This window comes from Anaerocolumna sp. AGMB13020 (genome assembly GCF_033100115.1).
GTDB lineage: Bacteria > Bacillota > Clostridia > Lachnospirales > Lachnospiraceae > Anaerocolumna.
The window spans coordinates 5,074,662-5,095,000 of sequence record NZ_CP136910.1; the positions used below are offsets into that span (position 1 = coordinate 5,074,662).

15 protein-coding genes are annotated in these 20,339 nt (G+C 39.2%); 12 read left to right on the forward strand and 3 right to left on the reverse strand.

What is annotated here, in order from left to right:
• Positions 1–90: 90 nt before the first annotated feature.
• Positions 91–1,707: a methyl-accepting chemotaxis protein gene (locus tag R2R35_RS21375; protein ID WP_317731890.1), complete on the forward strand. Its 1,617-nt coding sequence runs from the start codon at positions 91–93 to the stop codon at positions 1,705–1,707.
• A gap of 202 nt (positions 1,708–1,909) precedes the next feature.
• Here the strand turns inward: R2R35_RS21375 and asnB are convergent, their stop codons facing one another.
• Positions 1,910–3,763 carry an asparagine synthase (glutamine-hydrolyzing) gene (asnB, locus tag R2R35_RS21380; RefSeq protein ID WP_317731891.1) on the reverse strand — a complete coding sequence of 618 codons (1,854 nt, stop codon included), beginning with the start codon at positions 3,761–3,763 and terminating at the stop codon, positions 1,910–1,912.
• A gap of 201 nt (positions 3,764–3,964) precedes the next feature.
• Here asnB and R2R35_RS21385 point away from each other — a divergent pair, with 201 nt between their 5' ends.
• The gene (locus R2R35_RS21385; protein ID WP_317731892.1) at positions 3,965–5,758 is read left to right on the forward strand and encodes a methyl-accepting chemotaxis protein; all 1,794 of its coding nucleotides are present in this window, start codon (positions 3,965–3,967) and stop codon (positions 5,756–5,758) included.
• A 103-nt stretch (positions 5,759–5,861) separates the two neighbouring features.
• Here R2R35_RS21385 and arcC read toward each other — a convergent pair whose 3' ends face one another.
• Positions 5,862–6,794 carry a carbamate kinase gene (gene arcC / locus R2R35_RS21390; protein ID WP_317731893.1) on the reverse strand — a complete coding sequence of 311 codons (933 nt, stop codon included), beginning with the start codon at positions 6,792–6,794 and terminating at the stop codon, positions 5,862–5,864.
• A gap of 476 nt (positions 6,795–7,270) precedes the next feature.
• Here arcC and R2R35_RS21395 point away from each other — a divergent pair, with 476 nt between their 5' ends.
• From R2R35_RS21395 to R2R35_RS21410, 4 genes are all read left to right on the forward strand, one after another.
• Positions 7,271–8,650 (forward strand): 2-isopropylmalate synthase, encoded by a 1,380-nt coding sequence (locus R2R35_RS21395; RefSeq protein ID WP_317731894.1) that lies wholly within the window; start codon positions 7,271–7,273, stop codon positions 8,648–8,650.
• 109 nt (positions 8,651–8,759) lie between these two features.
• Positions 8,760–9,920 (forward strand): isocitrate/isopropylmalate dehydrogenase family protein, encoded by a 1,161-nt coding sequence (locus R2R35_RS21400; RefSeq protein ID WP_317731895.1) that lies wholly within the window; start codon positions 8,760–8,762, stop codon positions 9,918–9,920.
• Positions 9,921–9,930: 10 nt separating this feature from the next.
• Positions 9,931–10,599 (forward strand): GntR family transcriptional regulator, encoded by a 669-nt coding sequence (locus R2R35_RS21405; RefSeq protein WP_317731896.1) that lies wholly within the window; start codon positions 9,931–9,933, stop codon positions 10,597–10,599.
• Between the two features lie 146 nt (positions 10,600–10,745).
• A complete protein-coding gene (locus R2R35_RS21410; RefSeq protein WP_317731897.1) occupies positions 10,746–12,020 on the forward strand; it encodes a DUF4026 domain-containing protein in 1,275 nt (424 codons plus the stop codon).
• 205 nt (positions 12,021–12,225) lie between these two features.
• On the opposite strand, the gene R2R35_RS21415 is transcribed toward R2R35_RS21410, so the two are convergent.
• Positions 12,226–14,145, reverse strand: coding sequence for an ABC-F family ATP-binding cassette domain-containing protein (locus R2R35_RS21415; RefSeq protein ID WP_317731898.1), 1,920 nt, complete (start codon positions 14,143–14,145; stop codon positions 12,226–12,228).
• Positions 14,146–14,487: 342 nt separating this feature from the next.
• Here R2R35_RS21415 and R2R35_RS21420 point away from each other — a divergent pair, with 342 nt between their 5' ends.
• From R2R35_RS21420 to alr, 6 genes are all read left to right on the forward strand, one after another.
• Positions 14,488–15,069, forward strand: a complete 582-nt coding sequence (locus R2R35_RS21420) for a DUF1349 domain-containing protein (RefSeq protein WP_317731899.1) — start codon at positions 14,488–14,490, stop codon at positions 15,067–15,069.
• 310 nt (positions 15,070–15,379) lie between these two features.
• Positions 15,380–16,054 (forward strand): redox-sensing transcriptional repressor Rex, encoded by a 675-nt coding sequence (locus tag R2R35_RS21425; RefSeq protein WP_317731900.1) that lies wholly within the window; start codon positions 15,380–15,382, stop codon positions 16,052–16,054.
• 49 nt (positions 16,055–16,103) lie between these two features.
• Entirely contained in the window at positions 16,104–16,715 is a 612-nt protein-coding gene (locus R2R35_RS21430) for a hypothetical protein (protein ID WP_317731901.1), read from the forward strand.
• Position 16,716: 1 nt separating this feature from the next.
• Complete coding sequence (acpS, locus tag R2R35_RS21435; RefSeq protein ID WP_317731902.1) at positions 16,717–17,085, forward strand: holo-ACP synthase; 369 nt, start codon at positions 16,717–16,719, stop codon at positions 17,083–17,085.
• A 57-nt stretch (positions 17,086–17,142) separates the two neighbouring features.
• Entirely contained in the window at positions 17,143–18,837 is a 1,695-nt protein-coding gene (locus R2R35_RS21440; RefSeq protein WP_317731903.1) for an NAD(P)H-hydrate dehydratase, read from the forward strand.
• A complete protein-coding gene (gene alr / locus R2R35_RS21445) occupies positions 18,803–19,999 on the forward strand; it encodes an alanine racemase (RefSeq protein WP_317731904.1) in 1,197 nt (398 codons plus the stop codon). The genes R2R35_RS21440 and alr overlap by 35 nt, the downstream gene beginning before the upstream one ends.
• The last annotated feature ends 340 nt before the right edge of the window (positions 20,000–20,339 follow it).

Here is a 20,339-nt window from a genome sequence, read left to right on the forward strand (position 1 = left end):
AAATTAACGATGAAGATACGATATAAAATATCAATAGCTTCTGCAGCAGTATTACTAAGTTTTATAATTTTTGTAGGTGTATTTTTTCGTATGACCGTTAAGGATGTCATAGTTGAAGAAATCTATGATAAACTGTCAGGTAACTCTGCCCTGGGGTTGATGCTACTGGACAGTAAGATCCCAGGCAATTGGCATAGGGAGGGAGAAGACCTTTATAAAGGCGAAACCCTTATAAATGACAATACGGAAATATTGGATGCAATTTCTGAAAAAACAGATAATATGTACACTGTTTTTGCAGGGGACACCAGGGTGTCCACCACCATAACCGATAAGAACGGTAACCGTGTGGTAGGGACCAAGGCTTCTGAGAAGGTAGCGCAAAGGGTTATAGGAGAAAATACGGAATATAAAGGGGAGGCCCTTGTATTAGAGAAAAAGGCATACGCTTATTATGTACCGTTATATGATGAAAACAAGCAAATAGTAGGAATGTGGTACAGCGGCGTATTTGCGCAGGATCTCAATGAACATATATTGCAAAAATCTATTTACATTCTGGCTATCCTGGGAGTGATGCTGGTTCTGGGGCTAATTGTATCCTATGTGCTTGGTGAAATCATATCCAAAGGATTTGTTAAGATCAAAGAAAGCATGGCAAGAATTGAGAACGGAGATCTGACCGGTATCTTTTCAGGCAAACAGATTCTTAGAAGGGATGAGTCCGGTGATATCAACAGGTCCTTTTTACAGATGCAGAAAAATATCAGCCGGATGATGGAGAATATTCATACGGAAAGCAGTAAGATAAAAGAATCCATCGATTATATGGTGGCTGGTTCAAATAATGTATATGAGGATATAGAAAATATTTCCGCTACAACAGAAGAACTTTCAGCAGGAATGGAAGAAACAGCTGCTTCTGTTCAGGAAATAGGTTATACTGCCACTGAAATAGAGAAGGAGATATCAAACGTTTCAGGAAAATTAGACCATGGAATTACTTTGTCGAACGAAATCAAAGGAAGAGCAGATGATCTAAAGCAAGCTGCCCTTTCATCCCAGCAAACAGCGGTAACGGCATATGAAGGTGCTAATAAGAGGCTTCGTCAGTCCATTGAAAAGACAAAGGCCATTGAGGAAATCAAGTCATTGTCTCAGACCATATTATCCATAACTTCACAGACTAATCTGCTGGCATTGAATGCCTCTATTGAATCAGCAAGAGCAGGAGAGGCTGGAAAAGGATTTGCGGTCGTTGCCGAGCAGATACGTATATTGGCAGAAGATTCCAAATCGGCGGTTTCGAAGATTGAAAATATTACAACCCTAGTTGCTGATGCCGTAAATGAACTGGTTGTTGACTCTCAGAATATATTATCCTTTGTGGATAATCAGGTAATAAAGGATTATGAAAATACCGTTCGCATCGGAGAGCAGTATGATGTTGATGCTGGTACGGTAGAAGCAATGGTGGCTGAAATAAAGGATTCCACCCAGATTCTAAAGGAATCCATTCAATATATAAAAACTGCCATCGATGAAGTGACCTTAGCTACAAATGAAGGAGCAAAGGGGGCAACAGATATTGCTGAAAAATCCGCCTCCATAGCAGAGAAGACTTCTGAAGTACTGCAGCAGGCTAAACTGAATGAAGAAAGTGCTGCTAAATTGAATGAACATGTAGGTTTCTTTAAAATTAAGTAATTAAATTAAGTAATGAAATATCAAAGCAGCATAACCTGCTAAGATAGAACTTGAAGCAAATATACCCTGTAAGCTGGGACAGTTCTAAAACTATCCGGCCTGCAGGGTATTTTGTTATGCCTGTAAGGAGAACTAAGGCAGAATTTGAGTTGTTGTATCGCAAAGCTGACTATAATGACAAACTGAAAGGAACTTATATTGCTCAGATTTCCAGCTCGATTTTATATTTATCAAGCCAATAATTTATCTGCAGTAAATAAGCCAGCATCTGAGGGCCAGCCATTAACTGGCCGAACCAGGGTTTACCATAATCAGAAGGGGCGGAAAGGAAAGACTCCACTTTCTTCCTGTCGATTAGCCGGTTAACGGGAGAGGAGGGATTATTCAGTACTTCCGTTAATCTTTCTGCAAGGATTGCTTCATAATGGGGATTATAGGTTTTGGGATAAGGACTCTTTCTGCGGTATAAAACCTCATCCGGCAGCAGTCCTTTCGCGGCTTCGCGTAGCAGATGCTTTACTACACCGCCTTTGCATTTAATATCCCAGGGGACATTCCACACATAATCCAGTATTCTATGATCCGCAAGAGGTACACGGGCTTCCAAACCGGAGAACATACTGGTTCTGTCCATACGGTCCAGTAGTGTTGCCATAAACCATTTTATATTGAGATAAGAGATTTCCCTACGTCTCGTTTCCTCTGCATTATCTGATGAGAGCCTGGGGGTTTCAGCTACGGAGGTTTCGTAGGTCTTGTTGATATAATCCTCCAGGTTCAATAGTTGAAGCAGGTCATCCTGCAAGAGTTGTTTTCTGGGTTCGATATTTCTGGACCAGGGAAAAGCAGCAGATTCAAAAGCCTCTTTGCTGTGGAACCAGGGGTATCCTCCGAAAATTTCATCGGCACATTCACCGGTAAGAGTAACTTTATTGTATTTCTTGACTTCACTGCAAAAATACAGCAGGGAGGAATCTACGTCTGCCATACCGGGAAGGTCTTTTGCATCCACTGCTTTATACAGGGCATCTGCAAGTTTAAAATTATCGCATTCCAGATAAGTATGTTTGGTATTAAAATGCTTTACCATCAAATCCACATAAGGTCTGTCTCTGGAGGGTTGAAAATCATTCGCTTTAAAGTACTGATCATTTCCGGCAAAATCAAAAGAAAAGGTATTAAGCTGTTCGCCTCTTTTGGCAAGCTCAGAAGCACAAACGGCAGTAACGATACTGCTGTCAACACCACCGGAGAGAAAAGTACAGATAGGAATATCAGATATCATCTGTCTGATAATAGAATCCTTTAACAAAATGGCGGTTTTTTCAACGGTTTCTTCATAAGAATCCGTATGCGGCCGGCTTACTAATTTCCAATACTGATATTCTTTCATTCCGTCTCTGGTATAAACGTTATAATATCCCGGAAGTACTTCCTTACAGCCCTTAAATACACCTTTTCCATATGTTCTTGCAGGACCGATTCCAAAGACCTCACACAGCCCTTCTTTGTCTATTATAGGCCTGATGCCGGGATATTCAAATAACACCTTAAGCTCAGAGCCGAAAATCAATGCATTGCCGGTATTGGTGTAAAAAAGCGGCTTGATTCCTAAACGGTCTCTGAAGATACTTAAGGTCTCCTGATAGGAATCCCAGATTGCAAATGCAAAGATTCCGTTTAATTCTTTTACAAATTCATTTCCGTATTCAATGATTCCTACCAGAATAACTTCTGTATCACTGGTGGTCTTAAAGCGCCAGCCTTTGATTTCCAAGTCCTCTCTAAGCTCGCTGGTGTTATAGAGTTCTCCGTTATATATAATTGTATAGGAACGATTACCGATTTTTCTGGTCATTGGCTGTTTACCATTTGCCAGGTCGATGATAGAGAGCCTGGCGTGAGCAAAACCCGCATGCTCTTCCAGCATAAAACCGTCCTCATCGGGACCTCTGTGCTTAATACTGTTCTTCATGTTAGCCAGAGTCTCCTGCCATTTGGCAGACTCCTTAGAGTAATTTTCCTTGAAGCTGCAAAAACCTGCTATTCCGCACAATTCTGCCACCATCCTTACATTTATAGATATCTGCTAGTTATTCTATGCAAGCCTTAAGGCAATGATACTTAAGGCAGGATAAAAGTAATGGCTCTGTCTTGTTTTTAAATGACAGATGATTTATAATGATGTAGTATATTATGTTAAAAAATCGAAAAATTAAGATAAATGCGGTAATTTATTAACTTAAGGAGGAAGGTTATGAAAGGTACAGTAGTATCGTCTTGGGTGGAATCATGCAGGAAGCTGTATGGCAATGATATTGTCAATAAAGCATTAAAAGATTTCAACCTTACAAGTGAGCATATTTTTACACCTTTTGAAGATGTGGAAGACAGAGTAGCCAGGGGAATCATAGACCACATCGGAGATCAGTTAGGAAAAACAACCAAAGAAATATGGAATACCATGGGAGAGGAAAATATTAAGACCTTTAGTAAGAACTACCCTGGTTTCTTCCGGCATGAGTCTGCTTATCAGTTCCTGAAATCTATGAATGATGTCCATATCATTGTTATGAAACGCTTCCGAGGTGCAAAACCTCCTCTTCTCGATGTAGAAACAATATCTTCACATGAAATTTTATTTACGTACCGGTCAAAAAGAGGTATGGTGGACTACCTGATTGGTCTTACCAATGGGGCCATTAAGCATTTTAACGAAAAAGCCCAAATTGAAATTCTGTATCAGAATGAAGAAGAGACGCAGCTTAAACTGACCTTTGAAAGAGAAATTCAATCCACTAAGAAATATCTTGTCAACAGATTACTGTCTTTTGGATTTATCAAGAATACTGCTGTAAAGTCCTCAATTGTAAATACCGCTGCTGTTACCGTGACCTCCCTGTTATTATCCCAGGGTATCCTAAAGACAGGAATACTTGCTCTTGTTGCTTTTGGTTTCTCCCTTTTGTCAGCTCTTTCTCTTAATCGCCCCAGCAGGATGATCATGAAAGAACTAAAGAATTTAAGCGAGCGTAAATTCGTAGAGACCATAAAGCTTAAGACAAAGGATGAATACGAGATTTACATGGAACATATAAACGAGATAAAGAGAAACATTCAGAAAGATTTTATCGGCTTCAATGCAATCGTAGATGAGCTCTATACCTTTAATAAATCAGTTTCTGATATTGCCGGAACCATGATGAATACCTCCGATGATATTACGGTAGTACTGGATCAGGTAGCCCAGGCAGCTGTAACTCAGGCGGAGGATACTACAAAGGCTATCAGTGTTCTGGATGATAGTGTACAGAACGTAACGACAATCTCTAATGAAGGCCAGCAGAATAAGACTCAGATTGAAGAAGCAGTACTTGGAATCGAAGACAGTTTTAAGAATGTTCAGGCTACAGCTTCCCAGATTGCAGATGTCCTGTATAGTTTCAGTAATATCAAAAAAGAAAGCACGGACTTAAAGAATAATGCCGATGCAATCACTCAGATCGTTCTTATCGTGGCCTCGATTGCCAAGCAGATTAATCTGCTGGCATTAAACGCCTCTATAGAAGCCGCCAGAGCAGGTGAGGCCGGAAAAGGTTTTACCGTAGTAGCGGAAGAAGTAAGAAAGCTGTCAGAGGAAACCAATAAAGCGGTTAAACAGATTAATGAGAGTCTTATGGGCTTTGTTTCCAGTATAGGAATAGTCGTTGAAGGTATCGATACACAGTATACGGTTCTGGAAAATGAAAATACCAAGCTCTCGGATGCGGTTACAACATCAAGTCAGATGAATCAGAGATTAAAGGTGGTATCCCAGCTTTTAATCAAGAATTCAACTGAATTGAAATCAGAGGCAGATAATATTACAGACCTGTTTGACGGAATACAGAATCTTGCGGCTATAGCGGAAGAAAATTCGGCGTCCACACAGGAAGCCAATTCCAATGTTACCGTTTATGTTGAACAGATAAAGAAACTGAACGACCAGATTACAGTATTTGATACCATGATTCAGAACTTCCAGGAAGACTTGGGAAATTATATTATCTAAGACTCTATACCAAAAGAAAATACGAATCCAAAGCAAATGCACCTCCAAAAGGACAGACAGATCAAATCCTTTTGAGGTGCATTTTATAATGGGAATAAGTTTCTTATTTGGTAAAATGGGTTCCGGCTCTGCCATGAACAGCATCCAGTGCTTTCTCAATGGGAGCAATGATAGCTTCTCTGTTATCAGAGCCTTTGATAAATTCAACGGCTGCTTTAATCTTAGGAAGCATTGATCCGGACTCAAAGATATCTTCTTTTATATAACCTTCCGCCTCTGCAACGGAAATAGTATCAAGAGGACGGGCCTCCGGTTTACCAAAACCATAATATACTTTTTCAACACCGGTTAAGAACAGAAGGGTATCTGCTTTCACACCTTCAGCCAGTAACTTTGCTGTTGCATCCTTTTCTATAACGGCGCTGGCACCCTTTAAATTCGTACCCTGCTCCAGCACAGGAATTCCGCCGCCACCGGAGGCAATTACCAGATGATTTGCTTCCAGGAGTGCTTTCACAGAATCAATTTCATATATTTCCAGAGGATTTGGAGAAGCAATTATTCTGCGGTAGCCCTTTTCCTGCTTCACTACATGGTTCCCTTTCTGTTGTTCCTTTTCTGCCTCTTCTTCGGTCATATATCTGCCAATGACTTTCGTAGGATTAGCAAAAGCTTCGTCAAAAGGGTCTACTTTAACCTGTGTGATCAGAGTTACCACCGGTTTATATAAACCTCGGTTTAACAGTTCGGTACGCAGTATGTTCTGAAGATCATAACCCATATAACCCTGGCTTAAGGAACTGCAGACTGACATGGGAGGCGCAGTATACAGGTTATCGAGTCTTGCAAATTCAGTCATTGCGGTATGAAGCATGCCGACCTGGGGACCATTACTGTGAGTGATTACAATATCGTAATTATCTTCAATTAAGTCGGCAATAGCTTTGGCCGCTTTCTTAATTGCTTTTTGCTGTTCCGGAAAAGTTTCGGCAAACGCATCTCTGCCTAATACAACTACCATTCTTTTTTTAGGCATATTATTACCTCTTTCATAGGTTATTTCACGAAGAATCCTGTCCGTAAGAGCAGAAAGAATTCCTGTAATTGCAATTATAAGCTGAAATGAACTATTAAATAAAGCAATTATCAGCTTATATAGATATTTTAAATTATATAATAATACGACCTAAAAGGAAAGTATAAATTAGACTTTGTACGAGGCCTTATAAAGGAATTACTTATAAATAAGCAGATGGAGCTTATTTGCATTCTATTGGAATATAGAACTAAAACGGCAAAATGGATGAGTATAAGAAAATTTCTTCGGATTTTTTTAAAAAGTAACGGTTATGTACTTGCCATAGGATATCTTATGATTTATAGTTTACTGTAGTAACGTGATAATTCATTATCTGTTTACATTGCAAAATTTTCTTCTTGACAACACAGGTATAATTGTATACAATAAGACAAATTATAAAAGACAAAACTATAGGAATGAGGAGCAGAGCAATGGAAAACAGGAAAGTATTTATGAACCGTCAGAATAACCTGCTTCAGCTGGAGGAGCACTTATACACTCTGGTTGATGTCGGCGAACCAAATGTTTTCAGGAATTTATTTCCTTATGATGAGGTCCCTAAAATAGCTTTTAATGACAGAATAGTGCCTCATAATTTTCCGGAAGAGATATGGATTACAGATACTACCTTCCGTGATGGACAGCAATCCAGAGCTCCTTATTCCACCGAACAGATTGTTACCATATTTGATTATTTACATAGACTTGGAGGTCCCAAAGGGATTATACGCCAGAGTGAATTCTTCCTGTACAGTAAAAAGGACAGGGATGCCGTGTATAAATGCATGGAGAAGGGATATCAGTTCCCGGAAGTCACCTCCTGGATTCGAGCCAGCAAGAAGGATTTTCAACTGGTGAAGGATATCGGTATGAAAGAGACCGGAATACTGGTAAGCTGTTCTGATTATCACATCTTTTATAAGATGAAGATGACCAGAAGAGAAGCCATGAACCACTATCTGAATGTTGTCCAGGAATGTCTTGAGACCGGTGTTGCGCCCAGATGCCATCTGGAAGATATTACGCGCTCTGACATCCATGGTTTTGTTATACCTTTTTGTATGGAATTAATGAAGCTGGGAGAAAGATATCGTATACCAGTTAAGATCAGAGCCTGTGATACCATGGGATATGGAGTTAATTTCTCAGGTGCTGTGATACCCAGGTCTGTACAGGGTATCATCTATGGGCTTTTAACGCATGGAGGGGTACCTTCGCACCTGATAGAATGGCATGGACATAACGATTTTTATAAGGCGGTTACCAATTCCACTACTGCCTGGTTGTATGGAGCCTGCGGTATAAACTGTTCCCTTTTCGGTATTGGTGAGCGTACCGGTAATACACCACTGGAGGCCATGGTCTTTGAGTATGCCCAGCTTAAAGGGACTTTAGACGGTATGGATACAACCGTAATTACTGAGCTGGCAGATTATTTTACAAAAGAAATCGGCTACAAGATTCCTCCCCGAACACCATTTGTCGGAAAGAACTTTAATGTTACAAGAGCAGGAATTCATGCAGACGGACTATTGAAAAATGAGGAAATATATAATATATTTGATACGGAGAAATTTTTAAACAGGCCTGCTCTGGTTGCGGTATCCAATACCTCAGGGCTTGCCGGTATCGCTCATTGGATTAATACTTACTTTAAGCTAAAGGGAGATGAAATTGTTGATAAGAATGACCCTCTTGTAATTAAGGTAAAAGAATGGGTAGATGAGGAATATGACAGCGGACGTGTAACGGTAATTACAGATGAAGAATTAATCGGAGTAATTACGGACATCAGAGAAAACCGGTTGTAAATTCCTATTGATAAGCTATCACAGGAATTTAGATCTGCATTGTATGGGACTACCATTCGAATGCTTCAATAGAAACTTATTAACATGCAAAAGAAAGGCACGGTGTAAGATGACAGAGTTTATACAGGCGGCAAAAGAAAAATTCGGGAAATTATTAGAAGAGCAGCTGGCGCGGGTTGAGGTAATGAAGAATCAGGCGGATTTTGTAAACTATAAAGAGCTTGAAACCATAGCAATCGGCGTATGCGGAGGAGACGGTATAGGCCCTGCCATAACAGGTCAGGCTCAAAGAGTGCTTGAGTTCCTGTTAAGTGAGGAAGTAAAAAAAGGAAAAGTAACCTTTAAGACGATTGATGGATTAACCATTGAGCATAGGGCAGAAAAATTGCAGGCGATTCCTGATGATGTGCTTGCAGAGCTTAAGAAATGCAACGTTATTCTGAAAGGACCTACAACAACACCAAGAAAAGGTGATCCCTGGCCCAATGTTGAGAGTGCCAATGTAGCTATGAGAAAAGAACTGGATCTTTTCGCTAATATGCGTCCGGTACGTATTCCGGAGCAGGGAATTGACTGGACCTTTTTCCGTGAAAATACAGAAGGTGCATATGCAGTAGGCAGCAAGGGCTTTCCTGTAACAGAGGATTTGGCAGTAGATTTTACAGTGGTTACCAGTCAGGGAACCGAAAGAATTATCAGAGCTGCCTTTGAATATGCCAAAGCAAATAATAAAACCAAAGTAACGGCAGTAACCAAAGCGAATATCATTAAGACAACAGATGGTAAATTCCTTGATACCTTTAAAGAAATAGCGAAGGAATATCCGGAGATTGAAGCAGATGACTGGTACATTGATATCATGACTGCAAAGCTGGTAGATGAAAAGAGAAGAAAAGATTTCCAGGTGCTGGTGTTACCCAATCTTTACGGGGATATTCTTACGGATGAAGCAGCAGAATTTCAAGGCGGTGTGGGAACTGCCGGCAGTGCCAATATCGGTAAGCAGTATGCTATGTTTGAAGCAATCCACGGATCAGCACCCAGAATGGTGGATGAAGGAAGAGATATCTATGCAGATCCCTGCAGCGTAATCCGTGCAGGTGCTATGTTATTATCACATATCGGATATCAGAATGAAGCAGATAAGCTATATAAAGCACTAGATATCTGCACCATTACTGAGAAGAAGCTGGTCATTACGGGAAGAAATACCGGAGCAACCAGCGCGGAATTTGCCGATTACCTAATGGAGACCATTGAAAAGCTTTAGGAGGAATTTTGTGGACGAAAAAGATGTTCATAAGGAAAATACGGATAAATATTCCCTTCGAGGCAGAGTGTTTACAAAGATCAGGGAAGATATACTATCAGGAAAATATAAACAGAATGACGAATTAAAAGAGACCACCATCGGACAGGAACTGGGGGTCAGTCGTACGCCGGTGAGAGAAGCCTTACGTCAGCTTGAACTGGAAGGGCTGGTAAACATAGTACCCAACAAAGGTGCTTATGTGAATGGCATTTCAGAAAAAGATATCCATGATATTTATATTATCCGGTCTTATCTGGAGGGACTTTGTGCCAAATGGGCATGTGAATACATTACCAAAGAACAGATAGATGAGCTGGAGGAAGTTGTATATTTGTCTGAATTTCACGCAAAGAAAGAACATCACGAACAGATTGTGGAGTTGGACAATAAGTTTCATCAATTGATATATGAAGCCTCCAACAGTAAGATTTTAAATCATATACTTTCTGATTTTCATCACTATGTACAAAGAATACGAAAGATAACCCTGGCCTCGGATTTACGGGCGGCAAACTCCAATAAGGAACATACCGCCATATTGGATGCTATCCGTCAAAGAGATGGTGATAAGGCAGAAATGCTGGCTCATGAACATATTATGAATACCATCAAGAACATAAGTGATAGAGGGTTGTAAAAGGAAACACAGGCAGCAAGTGCCTGAAAGCAGACCCTCATGAGTAATGAAATATAGTTGCATTTAAACCGCCTTTGTAAATAGTTACAAAGACGGTTTAAGTGTATTTTGTAACTTTAAGGGATACCGCCGATAAGGAGATACGAATGGGATTATTTAATTTATTTAACCGAAAGGTAGAAGAAAAACAGCAATTTGATGATTTCAGCATGATGTTGGCAATACCAAAGAAAGAAGACGATATAAAAGAACCTGAAGTCCTTATAAAACGTCTCAGCGAGATTCCCGGGATCAATATATTGTCCAGGAAAATGCAGGATTATAAGTTTGAAGTAGTAATAGAATACAAGAAAAATGAGTATCCATTGATTTTCTATCCGGATAGTTTTGCATTACCGGATTTCTACAGACAGCAGCATTTGTTTCCTGATGTAGACATGCATAAGCTTGTAAGAGCTGAATCTGGTTTAAGGATTGATATGCTTTTTGGTGATGACAGTTTGGAGTCCTATCACTTACAGCTAAAAATAGTAAATGGAATAATACCGGATATTCTGGCTTTGCTTGATATCAGCTCTGAAAAGATTCTGTCCGGAAGATGGGTAGCCATGGCGGCAAGCTCCGATGTACCGCCCGCTCCTCGTTATATTTATACCGTTCAGGCCGTATCCGATGATGATCAGGTATGGCTGCATTCCCATGGATTATCGCGTTGTGGTATCACTGAATTGGAGGTATTGAATTCTACCAAAGATACCTATAACAATCATTATAATATCATTGAAACCGCTGCTAATCGGATGCTGGAGGCAGAAGAACCTTTAAAGCACAAGGAGCCTCTCTACCTGGCAAGATTATCAGAGGAGGATTATCTGGTGATAACCCTGATACCCTGGGAAGAAGCTGTGAAAGGATATGCTTTCGATATGTTGGGGGGGAGAAGAGACAGGGAGGAGAGTCATAACAGAAATACCAGTGCTGTCTTTGCTTATCCAACGGAGGAGGATTATAAAAAGAAGAAATACAAGCCCGTTTCTATCTATGATGATATACTCAAAGATAATCCAATCTATATGATCTCCAACAAAGAAACAGATAGAATGAGAGCCTTGGCTTTGGAACGGCTTGATTACGTAAGAAAAGCAATAACCTCAGAAGAAAATAAGATACTTGTAAAAATTGGTCTGACAGTAGATGATGAGTATAAAACCGAGGATAATTTCCATGAGCATATCTGGTTTGAACTTCTTGAAATTACAGAGGACCAGGTCAGGGGAACACTTACCCAGGAACCCTATTATGTAAAGGATATGCATACCGGCAGCGAAGGCACTTATACGATAGAAGATATTACGGACTGGCTGATTTTTACACCTGAACGGAGATTGTCTCCGGATGATGCTTACCTGCTGGAAGATTAGCTCGGCTTTTGAGATTAAAACATACCATATGAACGAATACAATAAGAATGCTCCCGGTATATATGTTGCAGGTTACAAAGTACAACCTATAAGCCGGGAGCCATTCCTGTTATAGAAGTTACTGGATTTTATGATGCAACACTCTGTTTTACAAAGTAATTGTTTCTTAATATTAACAAAACCCAGATAACAGAATGTATTAATTCTACTCTGCCAGTTCTTCCCACATTACCATGAGTTCTTCCAATCTTGCTTCCAGAGACTTTTTCTCTGTGGTAAGCTTTATAAGTTCACTGGAATTGGTATAGATGTCCTCATTCGTCAATAATTCATCAATTTCTTCGTTCCGAAGCTCCAATTTTTGTATTTCTTCTTCTGTTTTCTTTAAATCATTCTGACGCTTACGTATCTTAGCCTGTTCTTCCTTCTGCTGTTTCCAATCCTGTTTCGTATCAGACTCCTCAGAATCCTTTTCTTTTTGTGAAAAAACCGTATTGTTAGAAATGCTACTGGGTGTAAGTTCATCTTTCTTTTCCAGGTAATAATCGTAATTACCGATATAATTGACCAGCATATTACCGGTAAGATCCATAATCCTGGTAGCAGTTTTATTGATAAAATAACGGTCATGTGAAACATATAATACGGTTCCTGAATAACGATTAATTGCATTTTCAAGAATTTCCTTGGAGGTGATATCCAAGTGGTTGGTAGGCTCATCCAGGATTAATAGATTTGCTTCTGAGAGCATTAGCTTTGCCAGGGACACACGTCCTTTTTCGCCGCCGCTGATATCTTTAATACGCTTAAACACATCATCTCCGGTAAAGAGAAAAGCAGCCAGAATATTACGGATAGCGGTATTATCCATATTAGGGTAAGCATCACTTAATTCCACAAAAAGAGTCTTGTCTGAATCAAGAACCTGATGTTCCTGGTCATAATATCCGATTTTTACTTTGGAACCTAAGGTTACCTTTCCGGAGTCCGCAGGTATTATCTCATTGATGATTTTCAATAAAGTGGTCTTACCCGTTCCGTTATTTCCGATAATAGAGACCTTTTCACTTCTTTTTATTTCAAAATTCAGATTATCAAATAGCTTTAAGCTGCCAAAGGATTTAGCAAGTCCTTCAACTCGCAGCACATCATTACCGCTGATTACCGAAGGCTCTAGGTTAATGTGCATCTGGGGCTCATAAGTAACCGGCTTATCCAGGCGGTCTACTTTATCTAACATCTTTTCACGGCTTTCAGCCCTGCGAATGGATTTCTCACGGTTAAAGGAACGAAGTTTGGCTATTACCTCTTCCTGATGTTTGATTTCTCTTTGCTGATTGAGATAATGTTTTAACATTGCATCCCGCAGCATGGCTTTTTTATCGGCATAAGCTGTGTAATTACCATCATAAGAGACGGCTTTACCCTGTTCCAACTCTACGACCTTTGTTACAACTTTATCAAGAAAATAACGATCATGGGCTATTACAACAACAGAACCCTGATAATTAACCAGAAAGTTTTCAAGCCAGGCAATAGACTCCATATCAAGATGATTGGTAGGCTCATCCAGAAGGATTAACTCGGGTTTGCTTAGGAGTAGTTTACCAAGAGCAACACGTGTCTTCTGACCGCCTGATAATGTAGTGACAGGTTTTGAGAATTCTTCTTCAGTAAAACCCAGTCCTTTTAAAATGCCAATAACTTCACTTTTATAAGCATAGCCATTTTTCAATTCAAATTCGTGATTTAATCTTGTATAGGCAGAAAGCATCTGCTCCAGTTCGGTTCCGGATGCCTCCTTCATGGATTCCTCCAGCTGGCGAACCTTGGTTTCTATATCAATAACATCCTGTTTGACGGTTAATATTTCATCATAAATGGAATTTTCAGAGGAGAGTCCCTGATGCTGTGCAAGATAACCAACACTGCAACCCTTTGCAAATATAATCTCTCCGTCGTCCGGTGCCAGTTCTCCCATAATAATCTTAAAAAGGGTGGATTTTCCTGCGCCGTTAATACCGATAACAGCGGCTTTTTCCCTTTCGTTTACATGGAAAGAAACATTGCTAAGAATCTGGTCTGTTCCAAAGCTTTTAGAAATATTTCTGCATGCTAAAATCATTTCAAATTACCTTTCTCTTTGGATTTCTATTTAGAATCATAAAGGAATGACTGTAAAAAGTCAAGTAATTGACATGTCCCAGCTAAGGTAAACCAAAGAGGATGACATATAAGAGAGAGATTATGGCTGATCTGTTGTTTTGATGGAGGTCTCAAGAAGAAACTCGGATTATGTACAAAGTTTTTGTTAAAGATTTACTTCCGTTATTAAGTGAGATAAATAACTTGAAAAAGTGCCTGTATCAATGATATCATGTAGAAAAAGTGCCTGTTACAGACTGCGGGAAGGTTGTAATTTACAGCGCAGATACTATTATAAGCCAATTAGGAAAGGGGTTTACACATGAGTAAGAAATTTTTCAAAGATTTTAAATGGTTAAATGAAAGCAGTATTCGATATACAAAAGAAGGAATTGTGATAAAAGCACCCGGGCAGAGTGATTTCTTCCGTGGGACAGGAGTATTTGTACGTGATAATGCGCCATTTTATTATACAGAAATTTTTGGGGATTTTGTATTTAGAGCCAAGGTATCTCATGCTTTTTTGGATACCTTTGATGCAGCAACGATAATGTTAATGGAGAATGACAGCATCTGGGCTAAGGCCTGCTTTGAGAAGACGGATTTTGACACCAATGCAGTTGTCAGTGTTGTAACAAATCCCTTGTCTGATGATGCAAACGGCTGTAATATAGAAGGAAATGAGGTTTGGCTTCAGGCAGCCAGGGTAGGAGATGCCTTTGCCTTTCACTATTCTTTGGATGGTATAAAATATGATATGATGCGTTATTTTATTCTGCCCGCCAGTCAGACAATCAAAGTTGGTTTGGTGGCACAAGCACCAATTGGAGAAGGCGGAGAACGTTATTTTGAGAATATATCGCTGGAGCACAGAACGGTTTTAAATATACGCGCCGGCAGATAAACCGAGGGAATTATTGGAAAATTCATATAGGAATCAGCATTTGACAAATAAATATCATTCACATATAATATCTTATTAGAAAGCTATATTCAGGAGTAAATTAAGTTAAATGAAGAATTTGTAGGATCCTTTCTGTAGAAATACCTGAATACCGTATTTTTACACAGGAAGAGTAAAAACAGTTTACTTAAAACATTCCTTTAAACATAAGAAAATCAAAAGCAGGTTAATGAATATATGCATATATCAGTTTTAATTTGCAATATTGAATTACCTGCTTTCAGTTATAAAAAATAAAGGAGGGTCAGAAGTGCAAGAGAAAGAAATTTCATTAGCCGTAATACAGCGCTTACCCAGATATTATCGTTACTTGGGAGAACTGCTGGAAAATGACGTGGTACGTATTTCATCTAAGGAGTTAAGCGAGAGGATGAAGGTTACTGCCTCCCAGATAAGGCAGGATTTGAACAATTTTGGTGGGTTCGGACAGCAGGGGTACGGATATAATGTTGAATATCTGTTTACTGAGATTGGAAAAATATTAGGACTTGACAGAAAGTACAATGTAATCATCATAGGAGCGGGTAATTTGGGACAGGCATTGGCAAACTATGGTGATTTTGAAAGAAGAGGATTTATGATTAAGGGTATCTTTGATGTTAACCCGCGATTGGAAGGAATATCAATCAGGGGAACTCAGATACAGATGATGGATGAACTGGAAGAATTTGTGAAGAGCAACAAGGTTCATATAGCCGCACTGACCATACCAAAGATAAAGGCACCACAGACTGCTAAAGAAATAGTGGCCTTAGGTATTAAAGCCATTTGGAATTTTGCGCCAGTAGATTTAAATCTCCCCTCCGATGTCATTGTAGAGAATGTACATCTGTTAGAAAGTCTTATGAGATTATCCTATACCCTAAAAGATTTGGAAGAGTCCCAAGGTATTACGGAAGAAGACATTTCATCCGATAATAATTAAAAAGGACACCAAAGCGAAAGCTTGCACCAGAAATGGGGTATAAGTATACATGAGAAAAAAGGAAGACATAAACTTTGAAAAAATCTTTAAGGGTAAGAAAATACCAATAGTAGTATTGGATGAACGCTGGCATCAGCTGTTTCCGGATTATGATAAACCTGTTCACATCAAAGCAATGGAAAATAAACTGGATGAGCTGATGAAACAGCAAGGCAAACTTACCAATGATTTAAAGGATTACAAGAAGATAAAGAATCAACTGATGGGTGAGATTATCACTCACATGGATGTCAATGACACAAAGCTGGGAAAAGCCAAAGAAAAGAAACTTGATCAGAACCAGAGACTGATAAGGGAAATTGGCGATAAAGTAAAAGACTCAGAGAATGAACTGGTTGATCTGCCTTATCAAATTAAGGCGGCTAACGAAGCTTTAATAATAGAAAGTTCACAAATCTGCTATAGACGGCTCAGTGAGAACACAGAGAAAATCAATGAGATTAATAAGTGGATTCAAAACATCCGAGAACAGCTGAAAATAAAAATCCTAGAGAAACAGGATATGGAAATGAAAAATGCAGATATCTATAATTACATGCATGATCTGCTGGGACCGGAACTATTGCAGGAACTGGATGAAGAGATAAAAAGGAATAAATAGCATGATTGTTGGTATCGGTACAGATTTAATTGAAATCGAAAGAGTCATGAAAGCCTGTGAGCGGGAACATTTCTGCAGGAGAATCTTTACTCCAAAAGAGTTAGAACTTGCTCAGACAGACAGAAGAAAGCTTGCCGGAAATTTTGCTGTAAAAGAAGCAGTTGTAAAAATGCTGGGTCTGGGTTTTCGAGGAATTCATCCTTCAGATATAGAAGTATTGCGGGATGAATACGGGAAACCTTTTGTGAATTTATTGAAAGGAGCCAAAGAGGCTGCCGATAAAATTGCATGTCAAAGGATACTGGTAACTATCACAAACACAAAGGAGTTCGCCAGTGCTTTTGCTGTTGGAGAAAGCATTAATTCGTAGTATTCAGAAAATACGTAGATAGGTATTCAGAAAGTCAAGTTTATAAAAGAGGTTTATATGAAATATCTGGTCAAGCGTAATGAGATGCAGGAAGTTGACAGGAAAACCACGGAAGAAATGGGGATACCTGCTATTGTTTTGATGGAGCGTGCTGCCTTAAAGGTAGCAGAAGTAATTGATGAACATATCATAACTTCAAGCTGTGAGAAAGATACAAAATTGAAAATACTTGCTTTATGCGGTACAGGGAATAATGGAGCTGATGGAATTGCGGCTGCCAGGATTCTAACCTGTAAAGGGTACAAAGCAGCAATATATGTGGTGGGTGACAGGAATAAGGCATCCGCCTTGTTTTTGCAGCAATTAGAAATTGCTGTGAATTTCGGTGTTGAAATAGTTAGCAATATTGATACCCCGGAATATACTATTGATGAAAACACGATTCTTATAGACGCCATCTTCGGCATCGGATTAAATAAAGATATTCAGGGTGAATATAAGAATATAATAGATAAAATAAACAGATTAAAAAAAGAGAAGGTATTTGCTGTTGATATACCATCAGGAATATCAGCCGATTCTGGATTTCCTTTAGGGGCAGCAGTGAAGGCAGACTATACAATAACCTTTGGATACCTTAAGTTAGGACTTGTACTTTTTCCCGGATGTGAATATGCAGGGGTTATAACAGTTGCGGATATTGGGTTTGCAGCACCTGAATACCTTAAGCTTCCATTCCATCACTATACCTTTAATAAGGAAGATTTAAATTTAATACCCAATAGGAAAGCCTATTCAAATAAAGGCAGTTATGGAAAGATCCTTGTTATAGCGGGTTCAGCAGATATGTCAGGGGCAGCTTATTTTTCTGCCAAGGCAGCATACCGTATGGGAGCCGGCTTAGTCAAGATATTGACCAATGAGAAAAACAGGACGATTTTGCAGACCATATTGCCGGAAGCTCTTATAAATACTTATTCTGACGGGGAACTTAACCTTAGGGATATGAATACTTTAAAAGAGGAGATCAAATGGGCGGATGTAGTAGTAATCGGACCTGGTATAGGGAGAAGTACGCAGGCAGAGCGTTTATTGCAGCTAGTCCTTGCGGAAGTAAAGGTGCCGATTGTTATTGATGGCGATGCCCTCTGGCTGCTTGGTCAAAAAGCAGCAAATTACATGAAAGAACAGGATTTTTCACCGGGAGCTTCACCTTTACCGCAAGCAGAAACAATGGAAGAACAGCAGGCGGCTGACAGAATTTCATTTCTTAAGCATCTTCTGCCTGACAGAACCATACTTACACCACATTTAAAGGAACTCAGCTATTTGCTTCATGTTCCCATAAAATGGATTCAGGAAAATCTTTTAAAGGCAGCCAGTCTATGTACTCTGGATAATAATATGGTATATGCTATAAAAGATGCCAGAACCATTGTGGCGGAAAAGAAAAGCAGATATATTAATTTGTCCGGTAATAACGGTATGGCTACTGGAGGTTCAGGAGATGTGTTAACCGGAATGATAGCGGGATTGTTAGGCCAAGGTCTGACAGAGGATAAAGCGGCAGCCCTTGGTGTATACATCCATGGTTTAGCCGGTGACCTTGCGGCGGAAGAATCTGGTCAGCACTCCTTAATGGCAGATGATATAATCAATCACATTTCAGCGGTAATAAAGTCATGCACTGTTACTGCGGATATGAATGGAGGAACCTATGACAGCAGGAAATATAGACCTGACATCAATTGAAGAATTTAATTCAAAATATTACAGAGCATCAGCGAATATTGATCTGGATGCAATCTGCAGCAATATAAATAATACAAGAAAAATATTACAGCCTGAAACAAAACTTATGGTAATATTAAAAGCTGACGGGTATGGCCATGGTGCGGTACCTATTGCGAAAGCACTTTCCGAGATGGCCGTAGACAGTTTTGGTATTGCAATTCTGGAAGAAGGAATTGAATTAAGGAAGGCAGGAATTGAAAAACCGCTACTGGTGTTGGGATATACCCCTAAGGGGCAATACAAAAAGCTGCTAGAACATGACATAACACAGACGATTTTTCAATACAGCACAGCAAAGGATTTGTCAGAAGAAGCACTAAGTCAAGGGAAAACAGCAAAGATTCACATTAAGATTGATACGGGAATGTCAAGGATAGGTTTTTTTGATGATGGACTTAGTATAGAGGAAATAAAGAAAATATCGGAACTTAAGGGAATAGAGATAGAAGGTATCTTTTCTCATTTTGCCTGTGCTGATGAAACGGATAAGACCTCTGCCAACAGGCAGTTAAGTAAATTTCTCGCCTTTGTGGAAGAACTAAAACAAGAGGGGATCAATATCCCCATCAGGCACATAGCAAATAGCGCTGGTATTATCGATATGCCGGAGGCTCAGTTAGACATGGTACGAAGTGGTATTTCTACCTACGGGCTTTATCCCTCAAATGAGGTAAAGAAAGACGTGCTGGAATTAAAGCCAGCAATGGAGATTAAATCACATGTAAGTTATGTAAAAGAAGTTGAAGCTGGAATAGGGGTTAGTTATGGAAGTACATATGTAACCTCTAAAAAAACAAAAATTGCTACGATTCCGGTAGGGTATGGAGATGGTTACCCCAGGCAGCTTTCATCTAAAGGGAGAGTACTGATTCATGGTATGTCTGCGCCTATCATAGGAAGAGTGTGTATGGATCAGTTCATGGTGGATGTAACAGATATTCCGGGTGTAGAACAAGGTGATTCCGTAACACTGGTTGGAAGAGATCGGGAGGAATTTATATCTGTTGAGGAAGTGGCAGATATGACATATTCCTTTAATTATGAATTTATTTGTAATGTAGGCAAGCGAATCCCGCGTATATATTATCGTAACAATAAATTATGGAACATAGGGATATAAGAGAAAATGATAAAGAGATAAATTAGAAAGATTGGATAAAAAGGCAAGATAAAAAGGCAAGATAAAAAGGCAAGATAAAAAGGCAAGATAAAAAGGCAAGATAAAAAGGCAAGATAAAAAGGCAAGATAAAAAGGCAAGATAAAAAGGCAAGATAAAAAGGCAAGATAAAAAGACAAGATAAAAAGGCAGATAAAAGATTGGATAAAAAGACAAGATAAAAAGTCGAGATAGATGAAATAATAATTAGGTAATAAGTAGTAAAAAAAGAAAAATAAAAATTAACAGAAATAATCACATCAAGAGAATATTTTATGGAATACACCGGTCAGAATTGGGAAA

Bases quoted from the DNA above. Each gene is read 5' to 3' on its own strand.
- R2R35_RS21375 (WP_317731890.1), top strand. From the start codon at position 91: ATGACCGTTAAGGATGTCATAGTTGAAGAAATCTATGATAAACTGTCA.
- R2R35_RS21385 (WP_317731892.1), top strand. From the start codon at position 3,965: ATGAAAGGTACAGTAGTATCGTCTTGGGTGGAATCATGCAGGAAGCTG.
- arcC (WP_317731893.1), bottom strand. From the start codon at position 6,794: ATGCCTAAAAAAAGAATGGTAGTTGTATTAGGCAGAGATGCGTTTGCC.
- R2R35_RS21395 (WP_317731894.1), top strand. From the start codon at position 7,271: ATGGAAAACAGGAAAGTATTTATGAACCGTCAGAATAACCTGCTTCAG.
- R2R35_RS21400 (WP_317731895.1), top strand. From the start codon at position 8,760: ATGACAGAGTTTATACAGGCGGCAAAAGAAAAATTCGGGAAATTATTA.
- R2R35_RS21410 (WP_317731897.1), top strand. From the start codon at position 10,746: ATGGGATTATTTAATTTATTTAACCGAAAGGTAGAAGAAAAACAGCAA.
- R2R35_RS21415 (WP_317731898.1), bottom strand. From the start codon at position 14,145: ATGATTTTAGCATGCAGAAATATTTCTAAAAGCTTTGGAACAGACCAG.
- R2R35_RS21420 (WP_317731899.1), top strand. From the start codon at position 14,488: ATGAGTAAGAAATTTTTCAAAGATTTTAAATGGTTAAATGAAAGCAGT.
- R2R35_RS21430 (WP_317731901.1), top strand. From the start codon at position 16,104: ATGAGAAAAAAGGAAGACATAAACTTTGAAAAAATCTTTAAGGGTAAG.
- acpS (WP_317731902.1), top strand. From the start codon at position 16,717: ATGATTGTTGGTATCGGTACAGATTTAATTGAAATCGAAAGAGTCATG.
- R2R35_RS21440 (WP_317731903.1), top strand. From the start codon at position 17,143: ATGAAATATCTGGTCAAGCGTAATGAGATGCAGGAAGTTGACAGGAAA.
- alr (WP_317731904.1), top strand. From the start codon at position 18,803: ATGACAGCAGGAAATATAGACCTGACATCAATTGAAGAATTTAATTCA.